The following is a 21,743-nucleotide window of genomic DNA, read 5'->3' as shown; positions in this document are numbered from 1 at the left end:
CGAAAAAGGGCCGGAGCGGAGGAGCAGCCGCCCCGGTCAAGGCACATTTCTTACTGGGCTGCGCAGGGCGCGCACTTGGCCGCGCAGGGGTTCTTGGCCGCACAGGGATTTTTCGCGGCACAGGGGTTCTTGGCGGCGCAAGGGTTGGCCGCGCAGGGATTGGGCTTGAAGCTCGTCTGCAGACTTGCCGTATAGGCAACCAGCGCCGCCAGCTCCTTCGACTCCCAGCCCAGGGCCTTGGATGCCATGGGCGCGACCATGCAGATCTGGATCATCTCGTCGAGAAACACCTGGGACATACCGAACTGATTCTTCGCCATGGCCACCTCATGGGGGTATGCCTTGGCAAAACTGGCTTGGAACAGGTTGCCGCCCTGGTGGCAGGTAGCGCAAGACATGCCGTTACTGCTCAGTTTGGGATCCTTGTAGAGCTTCTCACCATAGGCCTTCAGCTCGCCCTGAGCACCTTTATAGGGCTTGTAGTTGGCCGGGCGCTTGACCGACTTGAGCGCGCAGGGATTCATTTTGGCGGCGCAAGGATTGGCGGCGCAGGGGTTACTGCCGGCGCAGGGATTCTTCGCCGCACACGGGTTTTTAGCTGCGCAGGGATTTTTCGCGGCACAGGGATTCAAGCTGCTTGGTGCGCACTTGCCCGCGCAGGGACTGCACGGGTTGGCGGCCATGACCTGGCCTGAAAGCGCCATGGCCAGCACCGTCGCCGACACCATGCTGGCAAGGGGGCGATAACAGTGTGAAGCGGGAAGGTCGGGGCATATGTGGCGCATGGTCATTTCCTCAATCCATGTAGTAACGGTACGTTGTGGATTTACCTATGGGCACCGGGCATCGAGGTGGTCTTCGCCCTTCGACAATAGCGGCAAGAAACCGAGTCATTGCCGAACCAGGCGCCATAAGCAATGGATCTCTCCCACAGGTGGCACCTGCATCTGTTCGCCCAACAAAACTAAGAAGCAAATCGGCCGATTTTGTTACAGCGCCAGCCCCTCTGATTTAGGCAGATGACTATGCCGCCACACCTGCCGCAGCCCATCGGCGGCATGCAGCAAGCCGCCGATGGCTGACGTGACGGCCGGGCAGATCAACCAACGTCTTTGCCAGCAAGAGCTGGTTCTGGCAGAGGAACTGGTCCTCAGCAAAATGCACTGATCCGCAGCGTCTTAGCCAAGTGACTACTGGCTCTTGGCGGCACAAGGATTCTTGGCTGCGCACGGATTTTTTGCTGCGCAAGGGTTCGCCGCACAAGGACTCTTGGCGGCACAGGGGTTCTTCGCCGCGCATGGGTTTGCTGCACAGGGGTTCGCCGCACAAGGATTCATGGCCGCAGGTGCACACTTGGCGGCACAAGGCGAACAAGGGTTTGCAGCCAGCACCGGCCCTGCCAACGCCATGCTCAGAGCACCCGCACACAGCATGGCGGCCAGGGGACGGCGAGCGACGGCGTTGGCTTTGTTTTTCAGTTGGTGAGTCATATCAGTTCCTCAAATTTATTATGGGTATCTAGTAGTACGGGCAGGGAACGTAGATGTTGCTCCACCCTGGGCCTGCGAACGCCGGATGACCCCTTTTGTTTACGGGCCAATCACCGTTCGCTTGACTCAGATGCAGGGAGCGCTGATTTGTTACAAGCTCGCCCTGGCTCAACGCACACTCACGTACTGTTATGCGCTGACCTCGGCTATTCTCCGCGGCCAAGCAACGGGATAGCGAGTAACGCCCCGGTTGGCGTACAGCCATGTCCGAGACAAGCGATTACAACTGCGCTGTAACAATGCAACCTGGCAGGCTTCTAATTAATCAGATGGTAGCGGCCTGCAATTCGCATTTTCAGGCCACCGAGGGAGAAACCGATGGATGAACAGGAACTGGTCAAGCGGCTGCGCCAGGGTGACAAGAGCGCCTTGGAGGCGGTGATCAAACTGCACCATGCCTTCCTGGTTGCCATGGCCACCCCACTGGTGGGCAATGACCTCGCCGACGATGTCGCACAGGAAACTTGGCTGAGGGCTTTTGCCGCGATCGGCAAATTCGAAGGCCGCTCCAAACTGCGCACCTGGCTCGCCCGGATCGCTATCAACGAAGCCCATGCCATGCGCCGCAAAACAGGCCGTGAGGTGTCCCTCGATGGCTGGGGTAGCGATACCGGCTCGCCCATAGGCGCACGTTTCAACGAGCAAGGCGCCTGGGATGTTCCGCCCACCCAATGGCACCATGAAACGCCAGACGAGCTTCTGACCGAAGCTGAACTCTACGAGTGCATTCAAAAACACCTGCACAAGCTGCCTGAAGACCAGCAAAGCGTGGTGATGATGCGCGAGCTTGGCGGGCTGGACTACGGCGAGATAGCCCGGGCGCTTAATCTGGCGGAGGGCAACATCCGCGTATTACTGCACCGCGGCCGGCAACGGATGCATGCCATGCTTAATCATTTCGAGGAGGTAGGAACATGCTGACCTGCCGTGAGATGTCCGAACTCGGCTCCGACATCATTGAGGGTGATCTGCGCTTAAGCACTCGCTGGGCAGTGTTCATGCATCTGAAAATGTGTTCGCGCTGCACGCTGTACATCAAACAGCTGAAACTCACCTCTGCAGTACTACAACAACTACCGCTAAACACCACAGCGGTTGATAGCGCGGCCATCCTGGAAAAACTGCAAGAGCGGGATAAATAACAGAACGGGTCAGCGCTGTAACAAAAACGCGAGCAGATTCTCATAAGGGTACAGCCTCAACGAGGGGCGGACCTGACCATGAATCTGGAGTACGCGCTTGACTGACAGCACTGCAGCCGAAGCCCCCACAGCTAGTGCCCCCTGCCTGGTCTTGCTATGCAAGCGACCAGCGCTGGGGCACTCCAAGCAGCGCCTGGCGCAGCAAATAGGCCTGCAACCGGCACTGGAGATCGCTCAGTTACTGCTCGACTGCGCCCTGGAGGATATTCAGCAGTGGCCCGCGCCCAAGGTCATTGCTCCCGACCATTCGCGCCATTTGCCCTGGGCGCAGGCACTCTGCCCGCAGGCGCTGGGGGTGGCGCAGCATGACGGCAATCTGGGCCAGCGCCTCAACGACCTGGATCGTCGATTGCGCAACCTGGGCCTGCAACGCTTGCTCTATATCGGCAGTGACTGCCCTGCACTGCAGCCCAGTGACTATCGACGGGTGACCTGCCTGCTCGAGGCCAGTGATACGGTGCTGCTCGGAGCCAGAGATGGCGGCGTGGTGCTGATGGCCTCGAACCGCCCCTGGCCCGACCTGAGCGCACTGCCCTGGAGCACAGCACGCCTGGGCACGGCTCTGTTCGACTGCTGCCAGCGGGCAGGTCACTCAGTGGTCTGGGCGGGCGAGCTGTTCGATATCGACCACAAGGATGATCTGTATGCGCTGCCCGGCCTGCTCGCGCAGCACGGCCGCCCCGCACGGCTGAGCCTGGGTCACGCCCTGCAGCAACTGGGAGTGCCTGCCAATGCCAGCTAACCCGCCGATCAGCGTCATCATTCCCTGCTGGCAGGATACCGCCGTACTCGAGCATCTGCTGTCGCGGCTCAATCAACTGGCGCGACGATCCAGGCAAGAACTTCAGCTCATCGTGGTAGATGCCGCGGGCTGTCAAAACTGCCGCCAACTGTGTCTGCAATACGGGGCGCAATGGATACCGGCCGATCCCTGCAGAGGCGCGCAACTGCGCCTGGGCGCGATGCACGCCCGGTCTTCGATCCTGTGGTTTCTGCATGCCGATGCCCAGCTCCAGGGCAACCCACTACCCGACCTTCAGGCCAGGATGGCTTCAGGTGTGGTAGGCGGTTACTTCGCCTTCCGCTTCAGCGGCAAAGCCTGCTGGCAGAGCCGCTTGCTGGAACAGCTGATTGCCTGGCGCAACCATTTCGGGGTGCCCTATGGCGATCAAGGCATCTTTGTTGAAGTCAGTGCCTACCATGCCTGTGGGCAGCACAGCCCCTGGCCGCTGTTTGAAGAGGTGGAGCTGGTCAAGCGACTGCGCAGGCTGGGCCGCTTTGAGCGTATTGCACAGGGGTTGAAAGTCGACCCCAGACGCTGGCAGCGCGACGGCTGGTGGCGCCGCTCGCTGCACAACCGCTTGCTCGCGCTGGCACATTTTCTCGGTGTACCGGCCACTCATCTGGCTCGACGCTACAGCCGCTCCAACCCAACATCCACAATCCCCGCCAATAAACCCTAGGATCCCTCATGCGCGCCTTGTTATTCCTGGTCATGTTGTGCCTGAGCGGTCTGTCGTTTGCCAACGCATTCGAGCATGACCACCCGCAATGGACAGCCCTGCTGAGCCGCCATGTCACCTGGGTCAAGCCCGGCTTTGCCAGTCAAGTCGATTACCAGGGCTTGCAACAGGATCAGGCCGAGCTTGAACGCTATCTGGCCGTTCTCTCGAGTGTGCAACGCCAGCAATATGATAGCTGGAACCGCGACCAGCGCCTGGCCTTTCTGATCAATGCCTATAACGCCTTCACGTTGAAGCTGGTCACCGAGCATTACCCCCTGGACTCGATCAAGGAGATTGGCGGACTGTTCGCCAGCCCCTGGAATCAGGCATTCATCCCGCTGTTTGGCCAGACCTTGACGCTGAATCAGATCGAGCACTCGATGATCCGCGAACCTGGCGAATTCGACGAACCGCGCATCCACTTCGCGGTTAACTGTGCCTCCATAGGCTGCCCTGCCCTGCGCCCCGAGGCCTTCGTTGCCAGCGCACTCGATGCGCAGCTGCAGGACAGCCAGCGGCGCTTTCTCAGTGATCGCAGCCGCAACCGTTTCGATGCAGCCGGCGACCATTTCCGGGTCTCGAAAATTTTCGATTGGTACGCCGACGACTTCGCCAAGCAATCGGGCTCGCTGCAAGCCTATCTGCAAAAACAGGCGACCTTGCTGGCAACCGCAGAGCAGCTGGAACAAGCTCAGCGCACAGGCAAAGTGGAGTTCCTCGACTACGATTGGTCACTCAACCAAGCCCATTGACCCGGAGCGCACACGATGACAGACAAGACCGCGTTGGTACTCGCCGGCGGCGGCAGCCTGGGGGCCGTGCAGGTCGGCATGCTGCAGGCGTTGATAGCGGCAGAGGTTGCGATCGACCTGGTGGTCGGGGCGTCGGTCGGCGCCATCAACGGTGCCCATTTCGCCAGCAAACCGAGCGCCAAAGGCGCCGCTGAGCTGGCTGACATCTGGTGCGCGCTTGGCAGGCGGGACATTTTTCCCTTTTCCCTGCTGGGCGCGACCAAGGCCCTGCTGCTACGCCGCGGACATATCCTCGACAACGCCGGCCTGCGCCGGATGATTCTGTCTGCGTTGCCGATCAGTCGCCTGGAAGACTGCGAACTGCCCCTGCATGTGGTCACCACCGACCTGCTCAGTGGTGCCGAGGTGCTGCAGTCGCAGGGCGACATCCTCCAGGCCTTGCTGGCCAGCGCCGCCATTCCGCTGGTCTATCCACCGATCGCAATCAACGGACACCTGCTGATGGACGGCGGCGTAGCCAGCAATACCCCGATCGCCAGTGCCGTGGCACTGGGCGCGAAGCGCATTGTGGTGCTGCCCACCGGTTTTGGTTGTGCCTGCAAAGCGCCGCCCAAGGGGTTCGTGGCGCTGGCCCTGCATACCCTCAACCTGATGAGCATGCGCCAGCTGGTACGCGACATCGAGCTGTATGCCCCGCAGGCCCATATCCATGTGGCCGCCCCCTTATGCCCCCTGGGCGTTTCGGTATTCGATTTCACCCAGACGCGCAGCCTGATCGAGCGTGCCCGCCTGCAGACCCAGACCTGGCTGGACACTGGTGGGCTCGAGCAAACGGGCGTTCCCGACTCCTTGCGCGCGCACCTGCACACCGATATGGATATGAAGGGGATGGCATGAACGCATTCGTCGAACTGCACCAGCGCCTCTGGCAATCCTTTCGCCGCCTGCCACTGTGGGTACAGCTGTGGATGGCCGCCATCCTCTTGCCCGCCAACCTGCTCAGCCTGTTGCTGCTCGATTACCCCGGCGCGCGCATGATCGCGCTGGCTGCCCTGCTGGCCCTGGGCAGCAATATGCTGTTGATGTACTGGTATGCGGGGTTCACTCGCTTGATGGCCTTGCCCCATCTGCTGGTGTGGGGACCACTTGAGGTGATGCTGCTGATGTATCTGGTGGCAAGCACGCCCACTGCCGTTGAAGTCATGTATGTCTGCCTGGTTCTGGCAGTGAATGGCCTCAGCCTGTACTTCGACGCCCTGGATTCCTGGCGCTGGCTGCAGGGCGAACGTCAGCCGTTTTGAACGCTTTCGACAGCGGCCGGCTCTGCGCGCGAGCCTGCATGGCGCTGAAGAGAGACACAGCGAATGGCACCAGATAGTTGAGCACTACATGCGGGATGGACAGCTCAGCTGCACCCCAGAGCACTTCACCCTGATTGATCAGGTTGAGGATGCTGCCCACGACAAAGGAGATCTTGACCGCGCGCCATACCAGATCACGTGATAGCCGAGAACACCAGTCCCGCATCATCCCACGTCTCCACGAGCGCGCGCCTGCCCGGCACTCGCCAGCATCTGCTCGAGCGGCATCCTGTCGACGGCCTCCTCCACCACCTTACGGATCAGCTCATGGTCGACGTCCGGCTGCAGATCCGCTGGACTTCCGGTTCTTCCCGTAGGCCGAGCGACAAGCGTGGCATCCTCGGCTTCAAGGGCAAACTCTCCACCGCAGTTGCGGCAGTAGATGTGTTCGCCCGCCTGCTGACTGCGCTTGAGAACCAGGGTGGGGCCGCACATGGGGCACTCCTGCAACGGGATGCCATCATCCGAGTGGCCCATCACATGGTCGAACACGCCGCGTTTGCCCAGATCGATGAAAACCCGACTCAATTCGAGGTCGAACTGACTGCCGCTCTGGCTCTGGATAATGGCCAACGCCTGCCCGCGACTCATGCCGGCGCGGTAGGGACGGCTGCTGGTCATGGCATCGAACGCATCGCAGATACCGACGATACGCGCATCCAGATGAATCTCCTCGGCCCGCAGGCCGCGCGGATAGCCCCTGCCATCGGGGCGTTCGTGATGGCTGTAGACCGCCTCTTTGATCAGATCGGCCAACGGGTGGCCGGCGAGCATGCGCCAGCCCATCTCCGGATGGGTGCGTACGACGGCGAACTCGTCTTCAGTCAAGGCGCTGCTCTTGCGCAGCACGGCGTCGGGTATGCCGATCTTGCCCAAATCATGCAGAAAACCGCCCAGGCTGGATCGAGCCACATCGGCTGAGGGCAACCCGGCCGCCTCGCCAAGCAACCTGGCATAACGCGACACACGCCACAGATGGCCCCCGGTATAGGGATCCCTGGCTTCGACGAACCAGGCCATCATCAGCAGGCTGCTAACCAAGGCTTTCGACGGGTCGTCAGCGCTACTCGCCCCCTGCGCCGCCTTGCTCAACCAACCAGAGAGAAAAGACCGCATGGGACGGGCCTCCAGGGCCAGGGGCAGAAGTACACGGCAAGTTAGCAGGACGTTTCTTCAACGCTTCCACGTCCCAGCGATTGGGTGGCACGTCCCTGTGCCGAGGGGTGGGTAATGCCGGCTTTGTTGGCATCGCCCCCCTGCTTCAGTCGGCAGCGTGCAGGCCATCAATCAATGGGGACCGTAGAGTTCTCTGTCCCTCCGGATGCCACGTTTCGGCTCCTCGATCAGTTGGTCCTGCTGCTCGCGCGCAGTACCGGCGGCCGTGGGCTGCTCCTTGAGCATCTGAACAAAGCGCTCACCTGAGTCCCGGCTGGCGCGATCACTCACCAGTGTCTCTTGCTGCAAGCGGTAGCCGATCAGGCGGTCGCTGCCACCTTCGGCCTGCACCGTGGTCACGGCAGCGCCCATCATCAGCGCGGCCAGTGCCGTCATGCCCAGTATCGATTTCATGGTGTCATCCTCCAAAGATGCGTTACTCATCATTCGGATGACTGGGGAGCCCCTTTGTTACAGGCGACCTGCCGAACTACAGTCGCCCCGCTTAGCCGACGGACGCACCTTGTCCGCGAGGTCCCTAGGTCTTATGGTGTCAAGGCCTGTTGACATGCTTCAGGTGGTAATCTCTTGCCATATGTTCAGGAGCGCTGCTTGATAGAGTTGCACTTTCTCATCGCGTTTTTGCTGTGGCGCCGGCGTCAGGTTCTGACGGGGCTGATCATCAGCGCCAGCCTGATCCTGGGAACAGCCAAAGCGTCGCCTCTCCCCCCAAGCGTGCATCGGGGCGAACAGGCGGCACAGCGACTGCAGGACTGGCAATCGCTGATCGTACAGTCGATGCACTTGAGCGACGCTAAAAAGCTGCAGGCGGTTAATGCGTTTTTCAACCGCCATATCCGTTATGGCGAAGATACCGAGGTATGGGGGCAAGTCGATTACTGGGCCTCGCCATGGGAAACCCTTGAACTGGGGGCCGGCGACTGCGAGGACTTTGCCCTCGCCAAGTACTTTACCCTGCGCCTGCTCGGTATTCCCGAGCAACATCTGCGTTTGGTCTATAGCACGCTGATTTCGACCCAGCAGGCCCACATGGTATTGGGCTACTGGGCCGATGACGGAGAGAATCCGGCCCTGCTCGACAACCTCCGTTCGGAGGTTCTTTCGACCGTTCAGCGACCTGACCTGCAGATACAGTTCGCATTCGATACCGGTAACCTGTATCGGTTAGAGCATAACCGCTTGGTCGCGGTCGGCGATGCGCAATTGCTGCCGGGATGGCAAGCCCTGAACGTCAAAGTGAGGCAGGAATCGATTCCTTTCTCCAATGCCATTCAGCTAGTCGTTGCGGAGCAACTGCGCTTAAAGCTAGAGATCTGACGGCCAGCTGGTAGCTTGCTTCAGGCGGTCGAGCTGATACCGGCATCATCACGAATGCTCGCCCCCTTGCCGAGTCGAGTCACTGACAATGGTGACTCTTAGCCGTGAAGTTGCTCAAGCGTGAGTTCGATCAACGGCTTCAACTGATCTCACATAAGCCAAACCGTTGCTCAGTTCCGCAGGCGTGCGCTTTCTGTTGTGTTACGCCCCAAGCCCAGACTTCGCCGAACACATCCTGCTGAATGCTCGCTGAGCCCTACGTCTGCGGCTCCGTTGCAATGGGGCCTATTCCCAAAGGCTTACTGCTCATGGTCGGGTGCCAAATTGACCAAGGGGCTATCCCGGCTTGAGCAGAACGCACCCACCCAGCGATGGCCTCAAGATCCTGCTGCAACGACTCGGCCACTGACCAGATGCGGGCATTCTCGGTAGGCACTGTCAGTGCCGCGCCCTCTCCGAGGGTAAGGGCCATCGCGTGAAGCTTCAGCAGCTCATCACGGACAGCCACGACCGGCCAGACAGGTATCCAGGCGGTCAACCAGCCGCAGAATAAGGGAGGGGTCGGAGCTTTCTCGCAACCTATCCAGTGCTACTGGTAACCCGAGACGGTGATGGTCTACTTGTGCGCCTGCACGCAACCAGCCAGGAGCATCAGGCTGCTGGCCAGGATAAGCAGGTTACGTATGCTCATCTGATTCATTTTCCTCAGCAGCACCCTGCTGATCGAACGGCAGTCCGCCACCGCAGCCTTCGAACAGGCCGTAATGGCAACTGAAGTCCCCGATGAACTGGAAGTGCGCGGCGAAGCGGCTGTGCTTGAGCATGCGCCAGGTATTGTCGCATACCGGGAATAGCCGAACGGTCTCGATGCGGTGATGCTTGTCGAGGATGAAAGCATGGGTGGCGCCGGTAATGCTGCCCTGTAGATCACCGCCTGACCGTAGTCCTCCAGGCCGTCGAGCTTGAACAGCCGGTAGGTGGCGGAGAAGAAACGCGCGTCGCCCAGTTTTTCCGCCAGATGCGGGTCGTCGACGCTGATCGGGCGATCCTCGACTATGCGTGGCTCGCTAAAGCCGTGGCGCCGTGCCAGGTTCTCGAAATCGTTCCAGTACAGGGCACCTCCCAGGCCTCGCCATCCATAGAGCACCTCGTCCTGGCGCAGCTACGTCGGCCAGACGACGGTCGGCATAGACGTCGAAGAAATACAGCTCGCCGCGCAGCTTGAGCAGGCGATGGGCCTCACGCTGCAGGCTGTCCTTGTCCGGTGACAGGTTGATCACACAGTTGGAGACGATCACGTCGAAGCAGGCGTCGGCCAGATCCAGGGCGGCGAGACCCTCGATATAGCCCTGGCGGAAGACCACATTGGCATAGCCGAAGCGCTCGGCATGGTAATCGAGGTAAGCGTTGGCCACTTCCAACTGCTCGGCGGTCATGTCCACGCCTAGTAACGAGCCCCCTGCCCCGACCAGTTGGGCCAGGACATAGCAGTCACGGCCCGAGCCGTTGCCCAGGTCGAGCACCCGGCGCCCCATGAGCAGCTCTGGTGCGACCAAGCCGCTGCCGTAATAGCGAGCGCTGAATTTCGGGTGCACCATCGCCGGCAACGGCTTGAGCCAGGCGGGCATGCTGATCGATGGCCCGCCGATGCAGCTTTCAATCTGAATATAAAACTGCTGCTCGTCTCCGGCCGTCGTGGGAAGCTGAGCGGGTTACTGAAAAAGGGCTGCATCGACTGCAGCCCAAAGGACGGGGAGGCAAGGAGCAACCCCTGTACCTCACTCATCCGTGAGTAAAAACGTCAAAGAACACTCAACGGGCACTCGACGATGAAACGCACCTCGTCCACATCACCGTCGATCTAATTGGGTGAGCCTCGATACTTGTGGCTGCGGCAACTGCCAGGCCTAAAAGACCGAATTTAAACAAACGCATTGGATACCCCTCTTGCGTAGGCGGTTTTGCCACCCTACGGGGTGAACGCTGGTTGTTTTTCCGATGCCAGCCCAACCGCTACTGACCTGCTCGAAGCGGTCACCTGGGTTTTGTTACAGCACCTGAGGAAAGCGTGGCCTCAACCAGCCCCGTCAACCCCAACTGCAGTGAGCAGCTCGCTCAAACTGCAGGGAAATGTGCATGCCCCTGCGCACTTTTTCATCGCGCCATTCCCCTGCGACTAGGCGCAACCGTTCGTACGATCTGGGTGGATAGCTATCCAGATGTTGACACGCCTACCTTCTGATAGGTAGCTTTGCCAACATGAGCCTAGACACCCGAAGTGCACTGATCGAGAAAGCCACCAGCCTGGTACGCAGGCAGGGCTACTCTGGCTTTTCCTATGCCGATCTCGCGGAGGCGGTTCGCATTCGCAAGCCCTCAATCCACCACCACTTCCCCAGCAAGGAAGATCTCGGGGTAGCCATAGTAGCGGCGTACACGGAACGCTTCGCGACCTTGCTGGAACAAGCTGCAGCTCAGCATCAGGACCCCGTCGGTCGACTCAACGCCTATGCGGCGATGTATCGGCTGGGCATAGAAACCAGGGAGGGCTGTCTGTGCGGTGTGTTGGCAAGAGAAATGGCCATACTGCCTCCCCGCCTGCAGATAGGCGTTCGCCAGTTCTTCAATCTCAATCTTCGCTGGCTCGAGCAGGTACTGGATCTCGGTCACAAGGAAAGCCAACTGCATCCACTCATCGTGGCGCATCGCGAGGCCCGAACCGTGCTGGCCACCCTGCAAGGTGCAATGTCGCTGGCCTTGGCACTCGATGATCCCGAGGTCTTCGAGCAGGCGGTGGCAGGGCTGTTGGATCGCCTGCGCGTGCCAGAGGGTTAACAAATTTTTTGCCCCAACAGACTACCAACTAGTAGGAAGATGATCATGACATGAATCACTTTTGTGCCGCCAGTTCGACTGTCCAAACCGCGTGACCTCGTAACCACCTGCCAGTTCATCAAGGAACCACAGCCATGCTAAGAATCCATGAGTACAAAGGCTTTCCCAACCCCGCACGCATTCGCATCGCCTTGGCCGAGAAAGGTCTCTTCGACCTCGCAGAGTTCATTTCCGTCGACGTTCCCGCCGGGGAGCACAAACAACCTGCGTTCCTCGCCAAGAATCCCGCAGGTGCGGTCCCGGTACTGGAACTGGACGACGGCACGATGATTGCCGAATGCTCTGCGATCACCGAGTACATAGACAATCTCGACGGTCGCCCGTCACTGACAGGTCAAGGCGCACGGGAGCGGGCAGTAATTCATATGATGCAGCGCCGTGCCGAGAGCGGATTGCTGGACGCGGTCGCCAGCTATTTCCACCATGCAACGCCAGGGCTGGGGCCGGTGATAGAGACCTATCAAAATCGTGAGTGGGGTGAGAAAAGCCTGGAGCGCGCCGTGTCCTGCATGAGCTACCTCAACCAGGTGCTGGCCGAGAAGAAGTACCTCGCCGGCGACCAGTTCTCGGTAGCTGATATAACCGCCTTCGCCGGGCTCCTCTTTGCCGACTTCGTCAAACTCAAGATTCCGGGAGAACTTCAGCACCTGATCAGGTGGCATGAGCGGGTTGCGGCCAGGCCCAGCATCGCCTACTCCTGACTGGAGGGAGTAGATATGCAACTGAACGCTGATTTCAACCTCCACGCCGCTGTACATGCTGCGTTTCTCGCGTGGGTCCCTTCCCCTATGCCCGGCGTCGAGCGCCGCCTGCTTGATCGTATAGGGGCCGAAGTGGCGCGAGCTACCACCATCGTCCGCTATGCCCCTGGCAGTTGTTTTTCCCCGCACACGCACGATGGCGGAGAAGAATTCCTGGTACTCGATGGCGTCTTCCAGGATGAAAGTGGTGATTACCCGGCGGGTTCTTACGTCCGCAATCCGCCGACTTCGCGCCATACTCCGCGCTCGGCAGAGGGTTGTATCATCTTCGTCAAGCTCTGGCAGTTCGCGCCCGAAGACCGCGCGCAGGTACGGGTCGATACCAGCAAAATGCAATTCCAACCCGTGTCGGACAGACCGGGCGTGGCTGAAGTTTCGCTGTTTCGTGACGACCGTGAGCAGGTGCGGCTGGAGCGCTGGGAACCCGACTCGGTGATTTCCCTCGAAGCGCCCGGTGGCATCGAAGTCCTAGTGCTGGATGGCGCGTTCTGCGACGCAAGCGAACGCTTCAGCGCACTGTCATGGCTGCGGTTACCCGATGGCGAAACACTCAGGGCAAAGACTGGCGCGCAAGGATGTAGGCTTTGGGTGAAGACAGGCCATCTAGCCCACACCCAAACTGCACCCGCGCAAGAACGCTGAGTATCGGACCGCAACGGATGGCCTTAGGACCATCCGTTGCATGTCGCCGAGCCGTGGGGAGCGAACAAATGCGGATTTCGGTGAACGTGACCGCTCATTTCGCTAACTCGTGATCGGTGTTTCCCCCCGGTTGCGCGGGTTTTGGATTATAGCCGCATCGATCACGATGCGGCTTCTTCCTCCGTGTTTTTCCGCCGCAGTGACTCGCCATTCATCACGACTCGGTAGGCGTTGTGCACCAGGCGAACGAGCAAGGCGTCGGCCAGCGTGGGGTCGTTGATCCAACCGTGCCAGTGATCGACGGGAAGCTGGCTGGTCAGGATGGTGGAGCGGCTGCCAGCGCGGTCGTCGATCACTTCCAGCAGGTCATGCCGGGCGCTTTCCTCCAGCGCCCCCCAGTCGTCCAAAACCAATGCTTCGATCTTGACCAGCTGTTGCAGGGTGCGCCCGAAGCTACCGTCGCCATGGGCGATGTGCAGTTGCTCCAGCAGCCGCGGGGTGCGCGAGCACAGCGTGCTGCAGCCCTGGCTGCAGGCCTGGTTGCGCAGCGCGCAGGAGATCCAGTTTTTGCCGCCGCCGGTCGGGCCGGTCAGCAGCAGGGTGTGCTGTTGGCGGATCCAGTCGCCACTGGCCAGGGTCTCGATCAGGCGCTCGTCCAGCGCACGACCTCGACGGCGGTCGAGGTCTTCCGGGCAGGCGCTGGCGTATTTGAGCGTGGCCTGTTTGTGCAGTCTCGCCAGCCGATTGTTATCGCGCCATGCCAGTTTGCGGTCGAGCAAAGCTCAGCTGTGGCTGGCCGGCAGCGTCCACTGCTCTTCCCACGCTCGGGCCATGCCTTTGAGCCGAAGTTGGTGCAACTGGCTCTGAGTGTGTTGGGTGATCATAGAACAGCTCCTCTTGGGTGTAGTAATCGGCGCCACGGACGTTCTCGTGGCTGGTGGGCTGCGCCGCGGGCGTAGCAGGCGTGGGCAGTGGTTGCTAGTCGAGCCCTTGCTTGAGCAGGTTGCGCACGGTGCGGCCGTTGAATGCGCGCAGTTGAGCGCGGCTGACCACCGCTTCCAGGCGCGCATTACCGTACTGGCGGGCCAGCGAGAGCAGGCCCAGGCAGGCGCGATAGCCCATCTACAGGTGCGGTTTGTGGGTTAGTTGGTACTCGACGACCTGCCGGGTGTGCGGGCCGGGTTGGCAACGCCGGATGTTCCGCATTGCGGCTACTACAGGCCGGGGGACGGAACCCGCAGGCCCTATGGCCGGGCGCATCCGCCCCGATAGCTCGGACAACTCCGATCATTAGGCATCCGCACGGCAGAACGAACGCGAGGCAGTTTGCCTCCCCCAGGTACTCACCGATGACCACAACCACATCGTCAGATCAGCATCCACAGGAACTCAGTGCGAAGGCAGTCTTTCTGGGCGATGAGTGCATACGCGAGCCCATGCACCTCTTTCATCTGATCGAGAAAGGCATCCCGGTTAAGAACGCCGCGCGGGCGCTCACTGCCCTAGGTCTGATAAGTAACGAGCAAATCGTTGCCAAAGTCCTTGGGATGTCTTCAAACACGGTACGGCGAGCGGCACGTGACTCTCAAAAGGTATTAAGCGGGTACCAAAGTACATGCGTCTGGTATTTTCTGGACGTTCTCGCTCGTGCTGAAGAAATAATCGGTCCCCATCAAATAGCGCAACGGTGGATCACAGCACCCGCGCTGGGGCTTGATGGATATGCGCCGATAGACCTGTTGAGCAACCCATTTGGTTATGAAATTGTTTCCGACTTCCTGACCCGCCTTGAATACGGTGTCTATCAATAGCGCGTTCAAGGACCGCCCACTCAACGTCGCCGACGGGAAATCCACGGTGGATGATTGTTGGTTGTAGGCACAACCCTACGTCCGCACGCTTTGGCGTCGACTGCTGCCGGTCGTGAAGGTCCGCCTCCGGCCCATATGAGCTTCAGGCATTCATCACCCTGCCGAGTAGGCATAGTCAGGTCAAAAATGGTACTTATCTAAGCGCCTTTTGAAGGCTTCTGCGGAGCCTTCCATAATGTTCAGCACCGCATTTGCCGAGTTAGTTTGGTCAAGCCCGCCTATTGCTAGCTGTGTTCCGCGGCCATCCTTTACATCCAGGGCGAACACCAGATCGGTATCCGCATTCACCGGCAGGTTTGCATTGTGTGTGGTCAGAATGAGCTGTCTCCGGTTTTTCACCTTGCGAAGTAAAGGAACCAATTCGTGGTAGATGAAATTTGAGTCTAACTCGTCTTCAGGCTGGTCGATCACAATCGGGCCGTCACCTTGAGCGAGAAGGAGCTTGAGAATCGCGGTATTTCTCTGACCCTCTGAGAGCACCCGGTTTTGGATGCTTCCCACGAGCGCTCCATCCGCGCGATACAGCTCTACATCGACCGTGTCTTCTATGCGAGTGAGACGTGCCGCCCGCCACTTGCTTTTCTGCTCAACGAAATGCTTGCGAATATCATCTGTTAGGCCTGCCAACTCTTGTGGAATAGGTGATTCGCTCATCAGCACAGTCTTGATATGCAGCCATGGAGAGTATGATGCCGGCTTACTGGCTGACAGATGCTGTTGAAAATCTGCGAACAGCACTGTTCCGATTTGCGCCCATGCTCTGCCGATTCGGGCGCGGCCGTCAGGTGCCATGCCCTCCCAGACCTCTTGGAAATGCACTTCATCTGCCATCGGCTGAAGAAGCACATTGATAGAGCGGTTGGCCTTCCATGTGATCTCTTGAGCAGTTCGAACGCGAACTGCAAGCTGTTTAGACCAAAGCGCATGTAACTCGTCCAGCATTGATCCAAGCCTCCCCACCTCGGGTGTCAGGGCTTCGATTTTCTTTAGTAGATCCTCAAGGTTGCCTTGTTTGATCTTACGAAGCCTGTCGATTTCCTGGAGGCGTGCCACGTCTTGGGGTTGAAGGCCTCTTTCTTGGCAGGCGCGCAGGAACCCGCTCCTTATCGCGTTCAGCTCTTCCGATACAGAGTCCCAGCCTCCGAGTTGCTGTTCCAGCTCATCCGCGTCTTTCTGCATCGCGGCAGCTAGGGCGGCGATCTTCTCTGAATACTTCTGTCGAAGCGCTACGGCTTCCCGTGTGTAGTCGTTGAACCAATCAGCTCTGGGCCAGGCCTCGACCTTGCCATCGTTCAACACACCTCGGTCAGACAGCTCTTTAGCCAACTCATTGAGCGATTCGGTATCTTCAACAAGCTGTACTTTCGCTTTTTCGAAATATTGCCGTGCCGCTTCGGCCCGCTGGTATTGAAGCGCCTCCGCCTGCACCTCTTTTCGAGCCTGCCATTGCCGGTTCAGCTCCTGCAGCTCTTGGGCCAGCTCTTTTTCTACTTTTCGCAATTCCTCTAGCTGGTCGGAAGCTGCGAACACCTGAACAATTTCGGCTCGAAGGGTATTTTCACGCCCCTTCAAAGCTTGAAACTCTGCACTACTGACCTCATCCACCATGTCCAGCAAGCTACCTTCACCACCGATGTCGGTAAGTTCACTGAGCTGCTGCTGGCTATAGAACTGAATGGGAACTTGCTTCAGGTAGGCCGCGATATCGTGCACCTCACCCTGCAGCATTTCGTGAGGGGCATCGGGGCGAAGCGAGATGATGTCAATCTGGCCGGGTACGCTTTCCCAGCCGACCTGGATTTCTGCATCTCCCGAGAACGTCCCTCTGAGCCGCTCGAACTTCGCCTTAGTAGAAGCGGAAAACTGCCCCCCCGTGTCCCTAGCAAACGCGAAGCGAAGTAGCTCCATCAGCGTCGACTTACCGGTTCCACGCCCACCAATTACAGTGTTCAAATTCGGTGAGAAGGCAATTTCTTGATCCGCGAGAAACTTCAGACCGCGGCATTTCAAGAAAACGATTCTAGGGTGGGTTTGCTCTTCTGATGGCCTGGCGTTCTGGAGCCGTAAGCGTGATGCTCCATCAAGAAACGCTTGTCGTAGTGCCGCGACCGAGGGCTTCGAGGCTTTCAGCCATGTCCAGCGGTATCCTAAAGCATTGGCGGTAGGACGGCCGTCATCGCCTACCTTCAGCGATTTCGCATCGGATGACTGAACATAGGCTGGTTGGCGGCCACGCCTTGACCAGTGCGGGTTACGCCCCTCCAAGATCGACTCGAACTTTGGTGGCATCGGGTAGGTTGTCACCTCAACTGCGAGGAGGTCAGGTAACTGATAATCCTCTATGTTGTTTGGTGATGACAACATCCCATCTACTTGGTCAGCATGAGCAGCAATAACTATCCCGTCATGATCCTTTTGAACGGCCTCAAGCAACTCTTTCAAGCTGATATTTTGTCCACCGCGGCGGAGTTTTACCGGCTCACCGGCCCGAAATCGTTCATGCTCAGCCAAACCAAGCTTTGTGAGAATCATGTTGATGCGTTGAACGTGTCGCTGCTTCGTCGCTGGGTTGAACAGGCAAAGAACGTGGTAGCCAATATCGACTTCAAAACCAGGAAAAATAGCGATGGGGGCTCGATCAAGCTCTCTGGCAACTGATTTGTTCTGTTCCACCAAGTGGGTAAGAAACCAATCGCGCGGATCTGTTTTCTCCGAGAAGTTGTGGTCAGTGATGCCGATCATTTCTAGGTCGAGCTCATGACAGCGCCGGAGGAACTGTTTGGCCTTTGCTTGAATGCTCTGCTCACATGGCTTCCCGTCGACTATCGGGCGGCGGTTGTGAAGGCGTAGATCGTCGTCGGCCCAATGCCGATTGTCTTCAGGTGTCTGTACCTGAAAGTCGGCTTTAAACCAGCGCATTCCCTGATATTCGACCACTGCAACCCTCCAATTCCGTTTTCGCGTATAGCGATGCGCCCGGAGCATACTGCCAAACTGGCATCATACGGTCTCTAGATGCTTGTCATATGCAAGTTGAACGAGTATCTCATGCCTAAAGCTCATATTTAACAGACGAGCCGACGACCGATTCTGGCCGGAGACGGACAACTCGATGCGGACACACATCTGCGATTGCAGGTGTTCTTACGGCAGATCACCGCTGCTCCAGTTGCTTAGCGATCGGCACCATTCCGAGTGTCTGGCGCAGAAAATGGCTGGTTTGATCGCACACGTTATGCCGAGGGGAGCCTCGATATTTCGCTGAGACATTCTGCGTGATCGTGACTTCGCTCATGCCCAAACAGCTTGCGGCACCATCGACGCCGTGTAAAATCCTGCGCCCGAAAATGCAGGAGACAACACGTTGGCAATTCATTACTCCGCGTCCCAGGCAAATGTTGTATGCGGACGCACTGGCTCGAACCTGAACAGCACCCAGGATGTTACTCAGGTCTCATGCAAGCTCTGCCTTCGCACCGTTGAAAAGGGAGCTATTGAGCCTGTACGTAAGACACCAAGCCTCGCTGAGCTTAGAGCCGCGGCAAAAGCAGCGAAGGCTGTCCTCGCAACTGCTGAAATGGCTAAGCCGACCTCTACCCTGACCCCTCGCGCCGAATGGCAGCAACGTCTGGAGCAACTGCCAGGTAGAAACCGCATCCCGCGCGGCGTAGCTCGGCAGGCATTTATCTAAGCGCTGCGGGCCATAAACGGACGCTTTCGGGCGTCCGCTTCCGAAGCTGGCGGTGGGACAGGCAGAAAACGGCCAAAAGCAGACGATCAAAACTAAGTCAGCTTTGGCCATAAACAGAAGAACCGGCCCTGCATGTGACTTGACCAAAATAGTGGTATTAAGTCTCCAAGAAACGTTTGAACAAAACCAGGCTTACCAGTATGAGTATTAGCCAGCATACGCGAGTTAGCGTATTAAGCTTGGATTCAGCGGACTTAGATGAGGTTGAAAGTTTTTTTCGTGAATCTTCAAGTTTCTCTTGGATCTCCTCTACGCCTACAACAATGTCGTCATACTTTTTAGTGGAGCGCTCAAATTCGTCTGCAAGCAGGTTGATATGGGTGACGACGTTATTATTTAAGGAAATGATCATCCAGGTCGAAATAATTAGCCCCACAAGTATGACGAGATAATCCCATGCGGTGGTAGCAGGTTTCAAGATAGCGCCCGCCACAACGATACCACCTGGAATAGCAAACGCCTTTGTCTGCTGGGCCATGATTGCATCTTGGACTTTGCCCAGAAAACTAACGCAATCAGTTTCGATTTCAGTGAGAATCTTGTTTACCGAAAATTTGCTTACATAAACCTTATAGCGCTCATTGTATTTTTTGTAGAAATTCGAAATGGATGCCATTATTACGCGAATGTTGCAGTCTTTTTCATCTTTCAAGAAATCCGTCAGCGTTTCTCGCATAACGTGACGCCTTTCTTCGCAATGAACATCTTCATCCGCCATCACTGCCGCATGCATTGTTTGAGCATGTTTAATCCCCTTTTCATCGACAATGATGGCCATTAGATCGTCACATGCTATCAGGTACGATATTTCTAACTTTGTAAGAAGTGATTCTTTCGAACTGTAGAACACGTATTTGAGAGTCTGGCTTTCGTCGCCGTTGTTATGGCAAAGCGTTTTGAGCGTTTCTCTAAGCAAAAAATACAGGTCAGTTAGTCGGGAAATAGAAGCAGACTGATCCTCATCCATGCCGATGATGTGCATGTGTTCAGGTTTTTTGTTACGCGTCCGTAGGGTATGCCACATTGCCTCAGCACTGGCAAAGAAGGGCACGTATCCTTCATCCCATGCCGACGGCTCCAGCAGGAAAAGGTCATGCCTAATCAGGTCCAGATTTTCGGGACTATGGCAGCCATAAATTTTGAGGAACTCATGAACGTCCTTCATATCCAGCGACTGCGTGTCAAATATGAGCTGGTCATCATCCAGCGAGATTCGATCAAGCATCCTGGGATCCTGACGATGGATCGTCAGCATTTATACCCTTCAGCCTGTTTGATACGTCGCTTGGGAGCTTCACCTTCAGGTACACGAAATCTTTGTCGACGCTAAGATCAGCAGCGCTGTCACCAACGGCCACAGCGTCTAGTTTCAAACGACCCACGAATTCTCCGGAGGGAAGCTTAAGATCCACATACCCCATGCTTTTAGCGGTGACACCAGAAGGCTGAAACTCTTCACTCACTTTAAAACGTTCAGAGTTTTCTGAGATGAATTTGATGAGCCCGCCGAGATGGGGCGAATCTTCTTTCAGGCATTTGTTAATCACGTGCTGAATTTCTGAAAGATTTACCCGCTCGCCTGCTTTATTTTCAATATAGCTAACTACGCGCGTGTGAATTGTGCGTCGCTCTGACAAGGACAGCGTACTTGCTTCCTCTGAAAAATATGCGCTAAGCGCGTTTTTCAAGTTATCAACACAGACTTTTCCTGGTATTGAATCAGAGCAACCCAGTGCGACGTTGAAGAATTCGCTTTTGGAATTCCCTTTAATAAAGTAAAGGTAGGAATCACTTGTGTTTTGTGGAAAGCTTTTTTTGAACTCTGTCAAGTCCATACAGGCGGCCTGACGGAAATCTTGGAGGTTTAGGCTTTCCGTTCCTCTTGGGTTGAGGTTGTTGTCATCGTCAAAATCATATCCACCTCTTTTGCCAAGCATGACAATCAAGAGATGATCTACCTGCCGGTAATCTTGGTAGTGTGAAAATACAACATAGCCCTCAGTGAGAGAGCGGCGGGCCGGGTCGTTCGCCTCATGGCACAGCCGCTCCATAACACCGGTGACAAAGGCATTGAAATCGAGATTGCTAGAGTATTTGGAAAAATTATCGGCAGCGGCGAGCATATTGGGGTCTACGTATCCGTAGATTCTCCCGCTCCTGGAAAACTTCTTGCCAATGTGATTTACAAAGTCAACGCATACCGGAGATTTGAGATCCCAGTCGTTGCCTCTGTTGCTATCGTAGAAAGTCAGCCCACCAAGCGTTTTTTTGAAAAACTTCGCGGCACATGCGTTCAACACAACGAGCGACTTAACCTCAGAAGCTTTAACCGCTGTATCAGTATTAGGATGAGGTGTAGTTTGTGCTTGATCATCCATGGCATGTTCGTCCGTAGTGACTATGAATGCCGAACGTTCCTGACGCCGGCTGTGAACCATAGATGGTAGCACAGTGATGGCGCAGGAGCCTTGCAACAACACAAACCAGTTGGGTTTGGGTGGTTGAATCGTCTCTGGCTTGATAGACACCATTGAAAATCCGCTTCTGGCCGATTTCTGCCGGTTCCCACCGGCAGCTCAGGGTCGGTTTCGGCCTATCGCAACTGACCGAAATCGACCAGTTGCTGAAAGTGTTGGCCTACGGTGCCCCTTAGCAGGCGTTCGTATCGCGCTCATTTTCGTAGGGAAAAGCATTTCCGGGAGCTCCATTAAGCCGCCAGCACCGTGTTCAGCATCACCAGATAACTACACGCGTGGATGACGTCGGGTATACCGGCATCGTCGTCTGGTACCGTGAGGAGAAACCGGTAAGCAACCCTAGGGAAGGTCTGAAGTAGTCCCGTTTTCCGAGCTGATTTTCTCAATGATTTGAAAAAACAGCGTCTCAATCGAAAATCAGGTCATTTTTCACCTTCAAATGCAGGGTTTTGCCCTTGTGAGGCGCTTCGCAGGGTTGATTCC

General features: G+C 57.3%; 20 protein-coding genes and 2 pseudogenes. 12 read left to right on the top strand and 10 right to left on the bottom strand.

Annotated elements, in window-relative coordinates:
- Positions 1 to 50: 50 nt before the first annotated feature.
- Positions 51 to 791, bottom strand: coding sequence for a c-type cytochrome (locus Q8O80_RS06815; protein ID WP_305578282.1), 741 nt, complete (start codon positions 789 to 791; stop codon positions 51 to 53).
- Positions 792 to 1,868: 1,077 nt separating this feature from the next.
- On the opposite strand from Q8O80_RS06815, the gene Q8O80_RS06810 reads away from it, so the two are divergent.
- The 7 genes from Q8O80_RS06810 to Q8O80_RS06780 all read left to right on the top strand — a co-directional run bounded on the left by Q8O80_RS06810 (position 1,869) and on the right by Q8O80_RS06780 (position 6,310).
- Complete coding sequence (locus tag Q8O80_RS06810; protein ID WP_305578280.1) at positions 1,869 to 2,471, top strand: RNA polymerase sigma factor; 603 nt, start codon at positions 1,869 to 1,871, stop codon at positions 2,469 to 2,471.
- On the top strand, positions 2,465 to 2,692 hold the full coding sequence (locus Q8O80_RS06805; RefSeq protein ID WP_305578278.1) for a hypothetical protein: 228 nt from the start codon (positions 2,465 to 2,467) through the stop codon (positions 2,690 to 2,692). Before Q8O80_RS06810 ends, Q8O80_RS06805 begins: the two co-directional genes overlap by 7 nt.
- 97 nt (positions 2,693 to 2,789) lie before the next feature.
- Positions 2,790 to 3,494, top strand: a complete 705-nt coding sequence (locus Q8O80_RS06800; RefSeq protein WP_305578276.1) for a DUF2064 domain-containing protein — start codon at positions 2,790 to 2,792, stop codon at positions 3,492 to 3,494.
- On the top strand, positions 3,484 to 4,215 hold the full coding sequence (locus Q8O80_RS06795) for a glycosyltransferase family 2 protein (RefSeq protein WP_305578274.1): 732 nt from the start codon (positions 3,484 to 3,486) through the stop codon (positions 4,213 to 4,215). Before Q8O80_RS06800 ends, Q8O80_RS06795 begins: the two co-directional genes overlap by 11 nt.
- An 8-nt stretch (positions 4,216 to 4,223) precedes the next feature.
- Positions 4,224 to 5,009: a DUF547 domain-containing protein gene (locus tag Q8O80_RS06790; protein WP_305578272.1), complete on the top strand. Its 786-nt coding sequence runs from the start codon at positions 4,224 to 4,226 to the stop codon at positions 5,007 to 5,009.
- Positions 5,010 to 5,024: 15 nt separating this feature from the next.
- Positions 5,025 to 5,906 (top strand): patatin-like phospholipase family protein, encoded by an 882-nt coding sequence (locus tag Q8O80_RS06785; RefSeq protein ID WP_305578270.1) that lies wholly within the window; start codon positions 5,025 to 5,027, stop codon positions 5,904 to 5,906.
- A complete protein-coding gene (locus tag Q8O80_RS06780; RefSeq protein WP_305578267.1) occupies positions 5,903 to 6,310 on the top strand; it encodes a hypothetical protein in 408 nt (135 codons plus the stop codon). Before Q8O80_RS06785 ends, Q8O80_RS06780 begins: the two co-directional genes overlap by 4 nt.
- A gap of 225 nt (positions 6,311 to 6,535) precedes the next feature.
- Here the strand turns inward: Q8O80_RS06780 and Q8O80_RS06775 are convergent, their stop codons facing one another.
- Positions 6,536 to 7,486: an HD-GYP domain-containing protein gene (locus tag Q8O80_RS06775; protein ID WP_305578265.1), complete on the bottom strand. Its 951-nt coding sequence runs from the start codon at positions 7,484 to 7,486 to the stop codon at positions 6,536 to 6,538.
- A gap of 171 nt (positions 7,487 to 7,657) precedes the next feature.
- Positions 7,658 to 7,939, bottom strand: a complete 282-nt coding sequence (locus tag Q8O80_RS06770) for a hypothetical protein (RefSeq protein ID WP_305578263.1) — start codon at positions 7,937 to 7,939, stop codon at positions 7,658 to 7,660.
- Between the two features lie 198 nt (positions 7,940 to 8,137).
- Between Q8O80_RS06770 and Q8O80_RS06765 the strand changes: the two genes are divergently transcribed.
- Positions 8,138 to 8,863, top strand: a complete 726-nt coding sequence (locus tag Q8O80_RS06765) for a transglutaminase-like cysteine peptidase (RefSeq protein WP_305578261.1) — start codon at positions 8,138 to 8,140, stop codon at positions 8,861 to 8,863.
- A gap of 677 nt (positions 8,864 to 9,540) precedes the next feature.
- On the opposite strand, the gene Q8O80_RS06760 is transcribed toward Q8O80_RS06765, so the two are convergent.
- Both Q8O80_RS06760 and Q8O80_RS06755 read right to left on the bottom strand, forming a co-directional pair.
- Positions 9,541 to 9,687: a hypothetical protein gene (locus tag Q8O80_RS06760; RefSeq protein WP_305578259.1), complete on the bottom strand. Its 147-nt coding sequence runs from the start codon at positions 9,685 to 9,687 to the stop codon at positions 9,541 to 9,543.
- 243 nt (positions 9,688 to 9,930) lie between these two features.
- Positions 9,931 to 10,491, bottom strand: a complete 561-nt coding sequence (locus tag Q8O80_RS06755; RefSeq protein WP_305578257.1) for a methyltransferase domain-containing protein — start codon at positions 10,489 to 10,491, stop codon at positions 9,931 to 9,933.
- A 631-nt stretch (positions 10,492 to 11,122) separates the two neighbouring features.
- Here Q8O80_RS06755 and Q8O80_RS06750 point away from each other — a divergent pair.
- The 3 genes from Q8O80_RS06750 (at position 11,123) to Q8O80_RS06740 (ending at position 13,161) form a co-directional block, all read left to right on the top strand.
- Complete coding sequence (locus Q8O80_RS06750) at positions 11,123 to 11,698, top strand: TetR/AcrR family transcriptional regulator (RefSeq protein ID WP_305578255.1); 576 nt, start codon at positions 11,123 to 11,125, stop codon at positions 11,696 to 11,698.
- Positions 11,699 to 11,832: 134 nt separating this feature from the next.
- Positions 11,833 to 12,459 carry a glutathione S-transferase family protein gene (locus Q8O80_RS06745; RefSeq protein ID WP_305578254.1) on the top strand — a complete coding sequence of 209 codons (627 nt, stop codon included), beginning with the start codon at positions 11,833 to 11,835 and terminating at the stop codon, positions 12,457 to 12,459.
- 15 nt (positions 12,460 to 12,474) lie between these two features.
- Entirely contained in the window at positions 12,475 to 13,161 is a 687-nt protein-coding gene (locus Q8O80_RS06740) for a cupin domain-containing protein (RefSeq protein WP_305578252.1), read from the top strand.
- 161 nt (positions 13,162 to 13,322) lie between these two features.
- On the opposite strand, the pseudogene istB reads toward Q8O80_RS06740, so the two are convergent.
- Positions 13,323 to 14,045 (bottom strand): annotated as a pseudogene (gene istB / locus Q8O80_RS06735) (IS21-like element helper ATPase IstB).
- A pseudogene (locus Q8O80_RS06730) lies at positions 13,948 to 14,340 on the bottom strand (IS21 family transposase); the annotation flags it as partial. The pseudogenes Q8O80_RS06730 and istB, both read right to left, overlap by 98 nt.
- Before the next feature lie 170 nt (positions 14,341 to 14,510).
- Between Q8O80_RS06730 and Q8O80_RS06725 the strand changes: the two are divergent.
- The gene (locus tag Q8O80_RS06725; protein ID WP_305578250.1) at positions 14,511 to 14,972 is read left to right on the top strand and encodes an antitoxin Xre/MbcA/ParS toxin-binding domain-containing protein; all 462 of its coding nucleotides are present in this window, start codon (positions 14,511 to 14,513) and stop codon (positions 14,970 to 14,972) included.
- Positions 14,973 to 15,152: 180 nt separating this feature from the next.
- On the opposite strand, the gene Q8O80_RS06720 is transcribed toward Q8O80_RS06725, so the two are convergent.
- The 3 genes from Q8O80_RS06720 to Q8O80_RS06710 form a co-directional block, all read right to left on the bottom strand.
- Entirely contained in the window at positions 15,153 to 17,969 is a 2,817-nt protein-coding gene (locus Q8O80_RS06720) for a TrlF family AAA-like ATPase (RefSeq protein ID WP_305578248.1), read from the bottom strand.
- A 911-nt stretch (positions 17,970 to 18,880) separates the two neighbouring features.
- Entirely contained in the window at positions 18,881 to 20,008 is a 1,128-nt protein-coding gene (locus Q8O80_RS06715; RefSeq protein ID WP_305578246.1) for a hypothetical protein, read from the bottom strand.
- Positions 20,001 to 21,314, bottom strand: a complete 1,314-nt coding sequence (locus tag Q8O80_RS06710) for a nucleoid-associated protein (protein WP_305578244.1) — start codon at positions 21,312 to 21,314, stop codon at positions 20,001 to 20,003. Before Q8O80_RS06710 ends, Q8O80_RS06715 begins: the two co-directional genes overlap by 8 nt.
- Positions 21,315 to 21,743 lie beyond the last annotated feature (429 nt).

The sequence above is a fragment of the Devosia sp. genome (assembly GCF_030689745.1).
GTDB lineage: Bacteria > Pseudomonadota > Alphaproteobacteria > Rhizobiales > Devosiaceae > Devosia > Devosia alba.
This window is presented reverse-complemented; position numbering and strand designations above follow the sequence as displayed.

Excerpts from the sequence above, each read along its gene's own strand:
- Q8O80_RS06815 (WP_305578282.1), bottom strand. The coding sequence starts at position 791 with ATGACCATGCGCCACATATGCCCCGACCTTCCCGCTTCACACTGTTAT.
- Q8O80_RS06810 (WP_305578280.1), top strand. The coding sequence starts at position 1,869 with ATGGATGAACAGGAACTGGTCAAGCGGCTGCGCCAGGGTGACAAGAGC.
- Q8O80_RS06805 (WP_305578278.1), top strand. The coding sequence starts at position 2,465 with ATGCTGACCTGCCGTGAGATGTCCGAACTCGGCTCCGACATCATTGAG.
- Q8O80_RS06795 (WP_305578274.1), top strand. The coding sequence starts at position 3,484 with ATGCCAGCTAACCCGCCGATCAGCGTCATCATTCCCTGCTGGCAGGAT.
- Q8O80_RS06790 (WP_305578272.1), top strand. The coding sequence starts at position 4,224 with ATGCGCGCCTTGTTATTCCTGGTCATGTTGTGCCTGAGCGGTCTGTCG.
- Q8O80_RS06785 (WP_305578270.1), top strand. The coding sequence starts at position 5,025 with ATGACAGACAAGACCGCGTTGGTACTCGCCGGCGGCGGCAGCCTGGGG.
- Q8O80_RS06780 (WP_305578267.1), top strand. The coding sequence starts at position 5,903 with ATGAACGCATTCGTCGAACTGCACCAGCGCCTCTGGCAATCCTTTCGC.
- Q8O80_RS06775 (WP_305578265.1), bottom strand. The coding sequence starts at position 7,486 with ATGCGGTCTTTTCTCTCTGGTTGGTTGAGCAAGGCGGCGCAGGGGGCG.
- Q8O80_RS06770 (WP_305578263.1), bottom strand. The coding sequence starts at position 7,939 with ATGAAATCGATACTGGGCATGACGGCACTGGCCGCGCTGATGATGGGC.
- Q8O80_RS06760 (WP_305578259.1), bottom strand. The coding sequence starts at position 9,687 with ATGCTCAAGCACAGCCGCTTCGCCGCGCACTTCCAGTTCATCGGGGAC.
- Q8O80_RS06755 (WP_305578257.1), bottom strand. The coding sequence starts at position 10,491 with ATGCCCGCCTGGCTCAAGCCGTTGCCGGCGATGGTGCACCCGAAATTC.
- Q8O80_RS06750 (WP_305578255.1), top strand. The coding sequence starts at position 11,123 with ATGAGCCTAGACACCCGAAGTGCACTGATCGAGAAAGCCACCAGCCTG.
- Q8O80_RS06745 (WP_305578254.1), top strand. The coding sequence starts at position 11,833 with ATGCTAAGAATCCATGAGTACAAAGGCTTTCCCAACCCCGCACGCATT.
- Q8O80_RS06740 (WP_305578252.1), top strand. The coding sequence starts at position 12,475 with ATGCAACTGAACGCTGATTTCAACCTCCACGCCGCTGTACATGCTGCG.
- Q8O80_RS06725 (WP_305578250.1), top strand. The coding sequence starts at position 14,511 with ATGACCACAACCACATCGTCAGATCAGCATCCACAGGAACTCAGTGCG.
- Q8O80_RS06715 (WP_305578246.1), bottom strand. The coding sequence starts at position 20,008 with ATGCTTGATCGAATCTCGCTGGATGATGACCAGCTCATATTTGACACG.
- Q8O80_RS06710 (WP_305578244.1), bottom strand. The coding sequence starts at position 21,314 with ATGGTGTCTATCAAGCCAGAGACGATTCAACCACCCAAACCCAACTGG.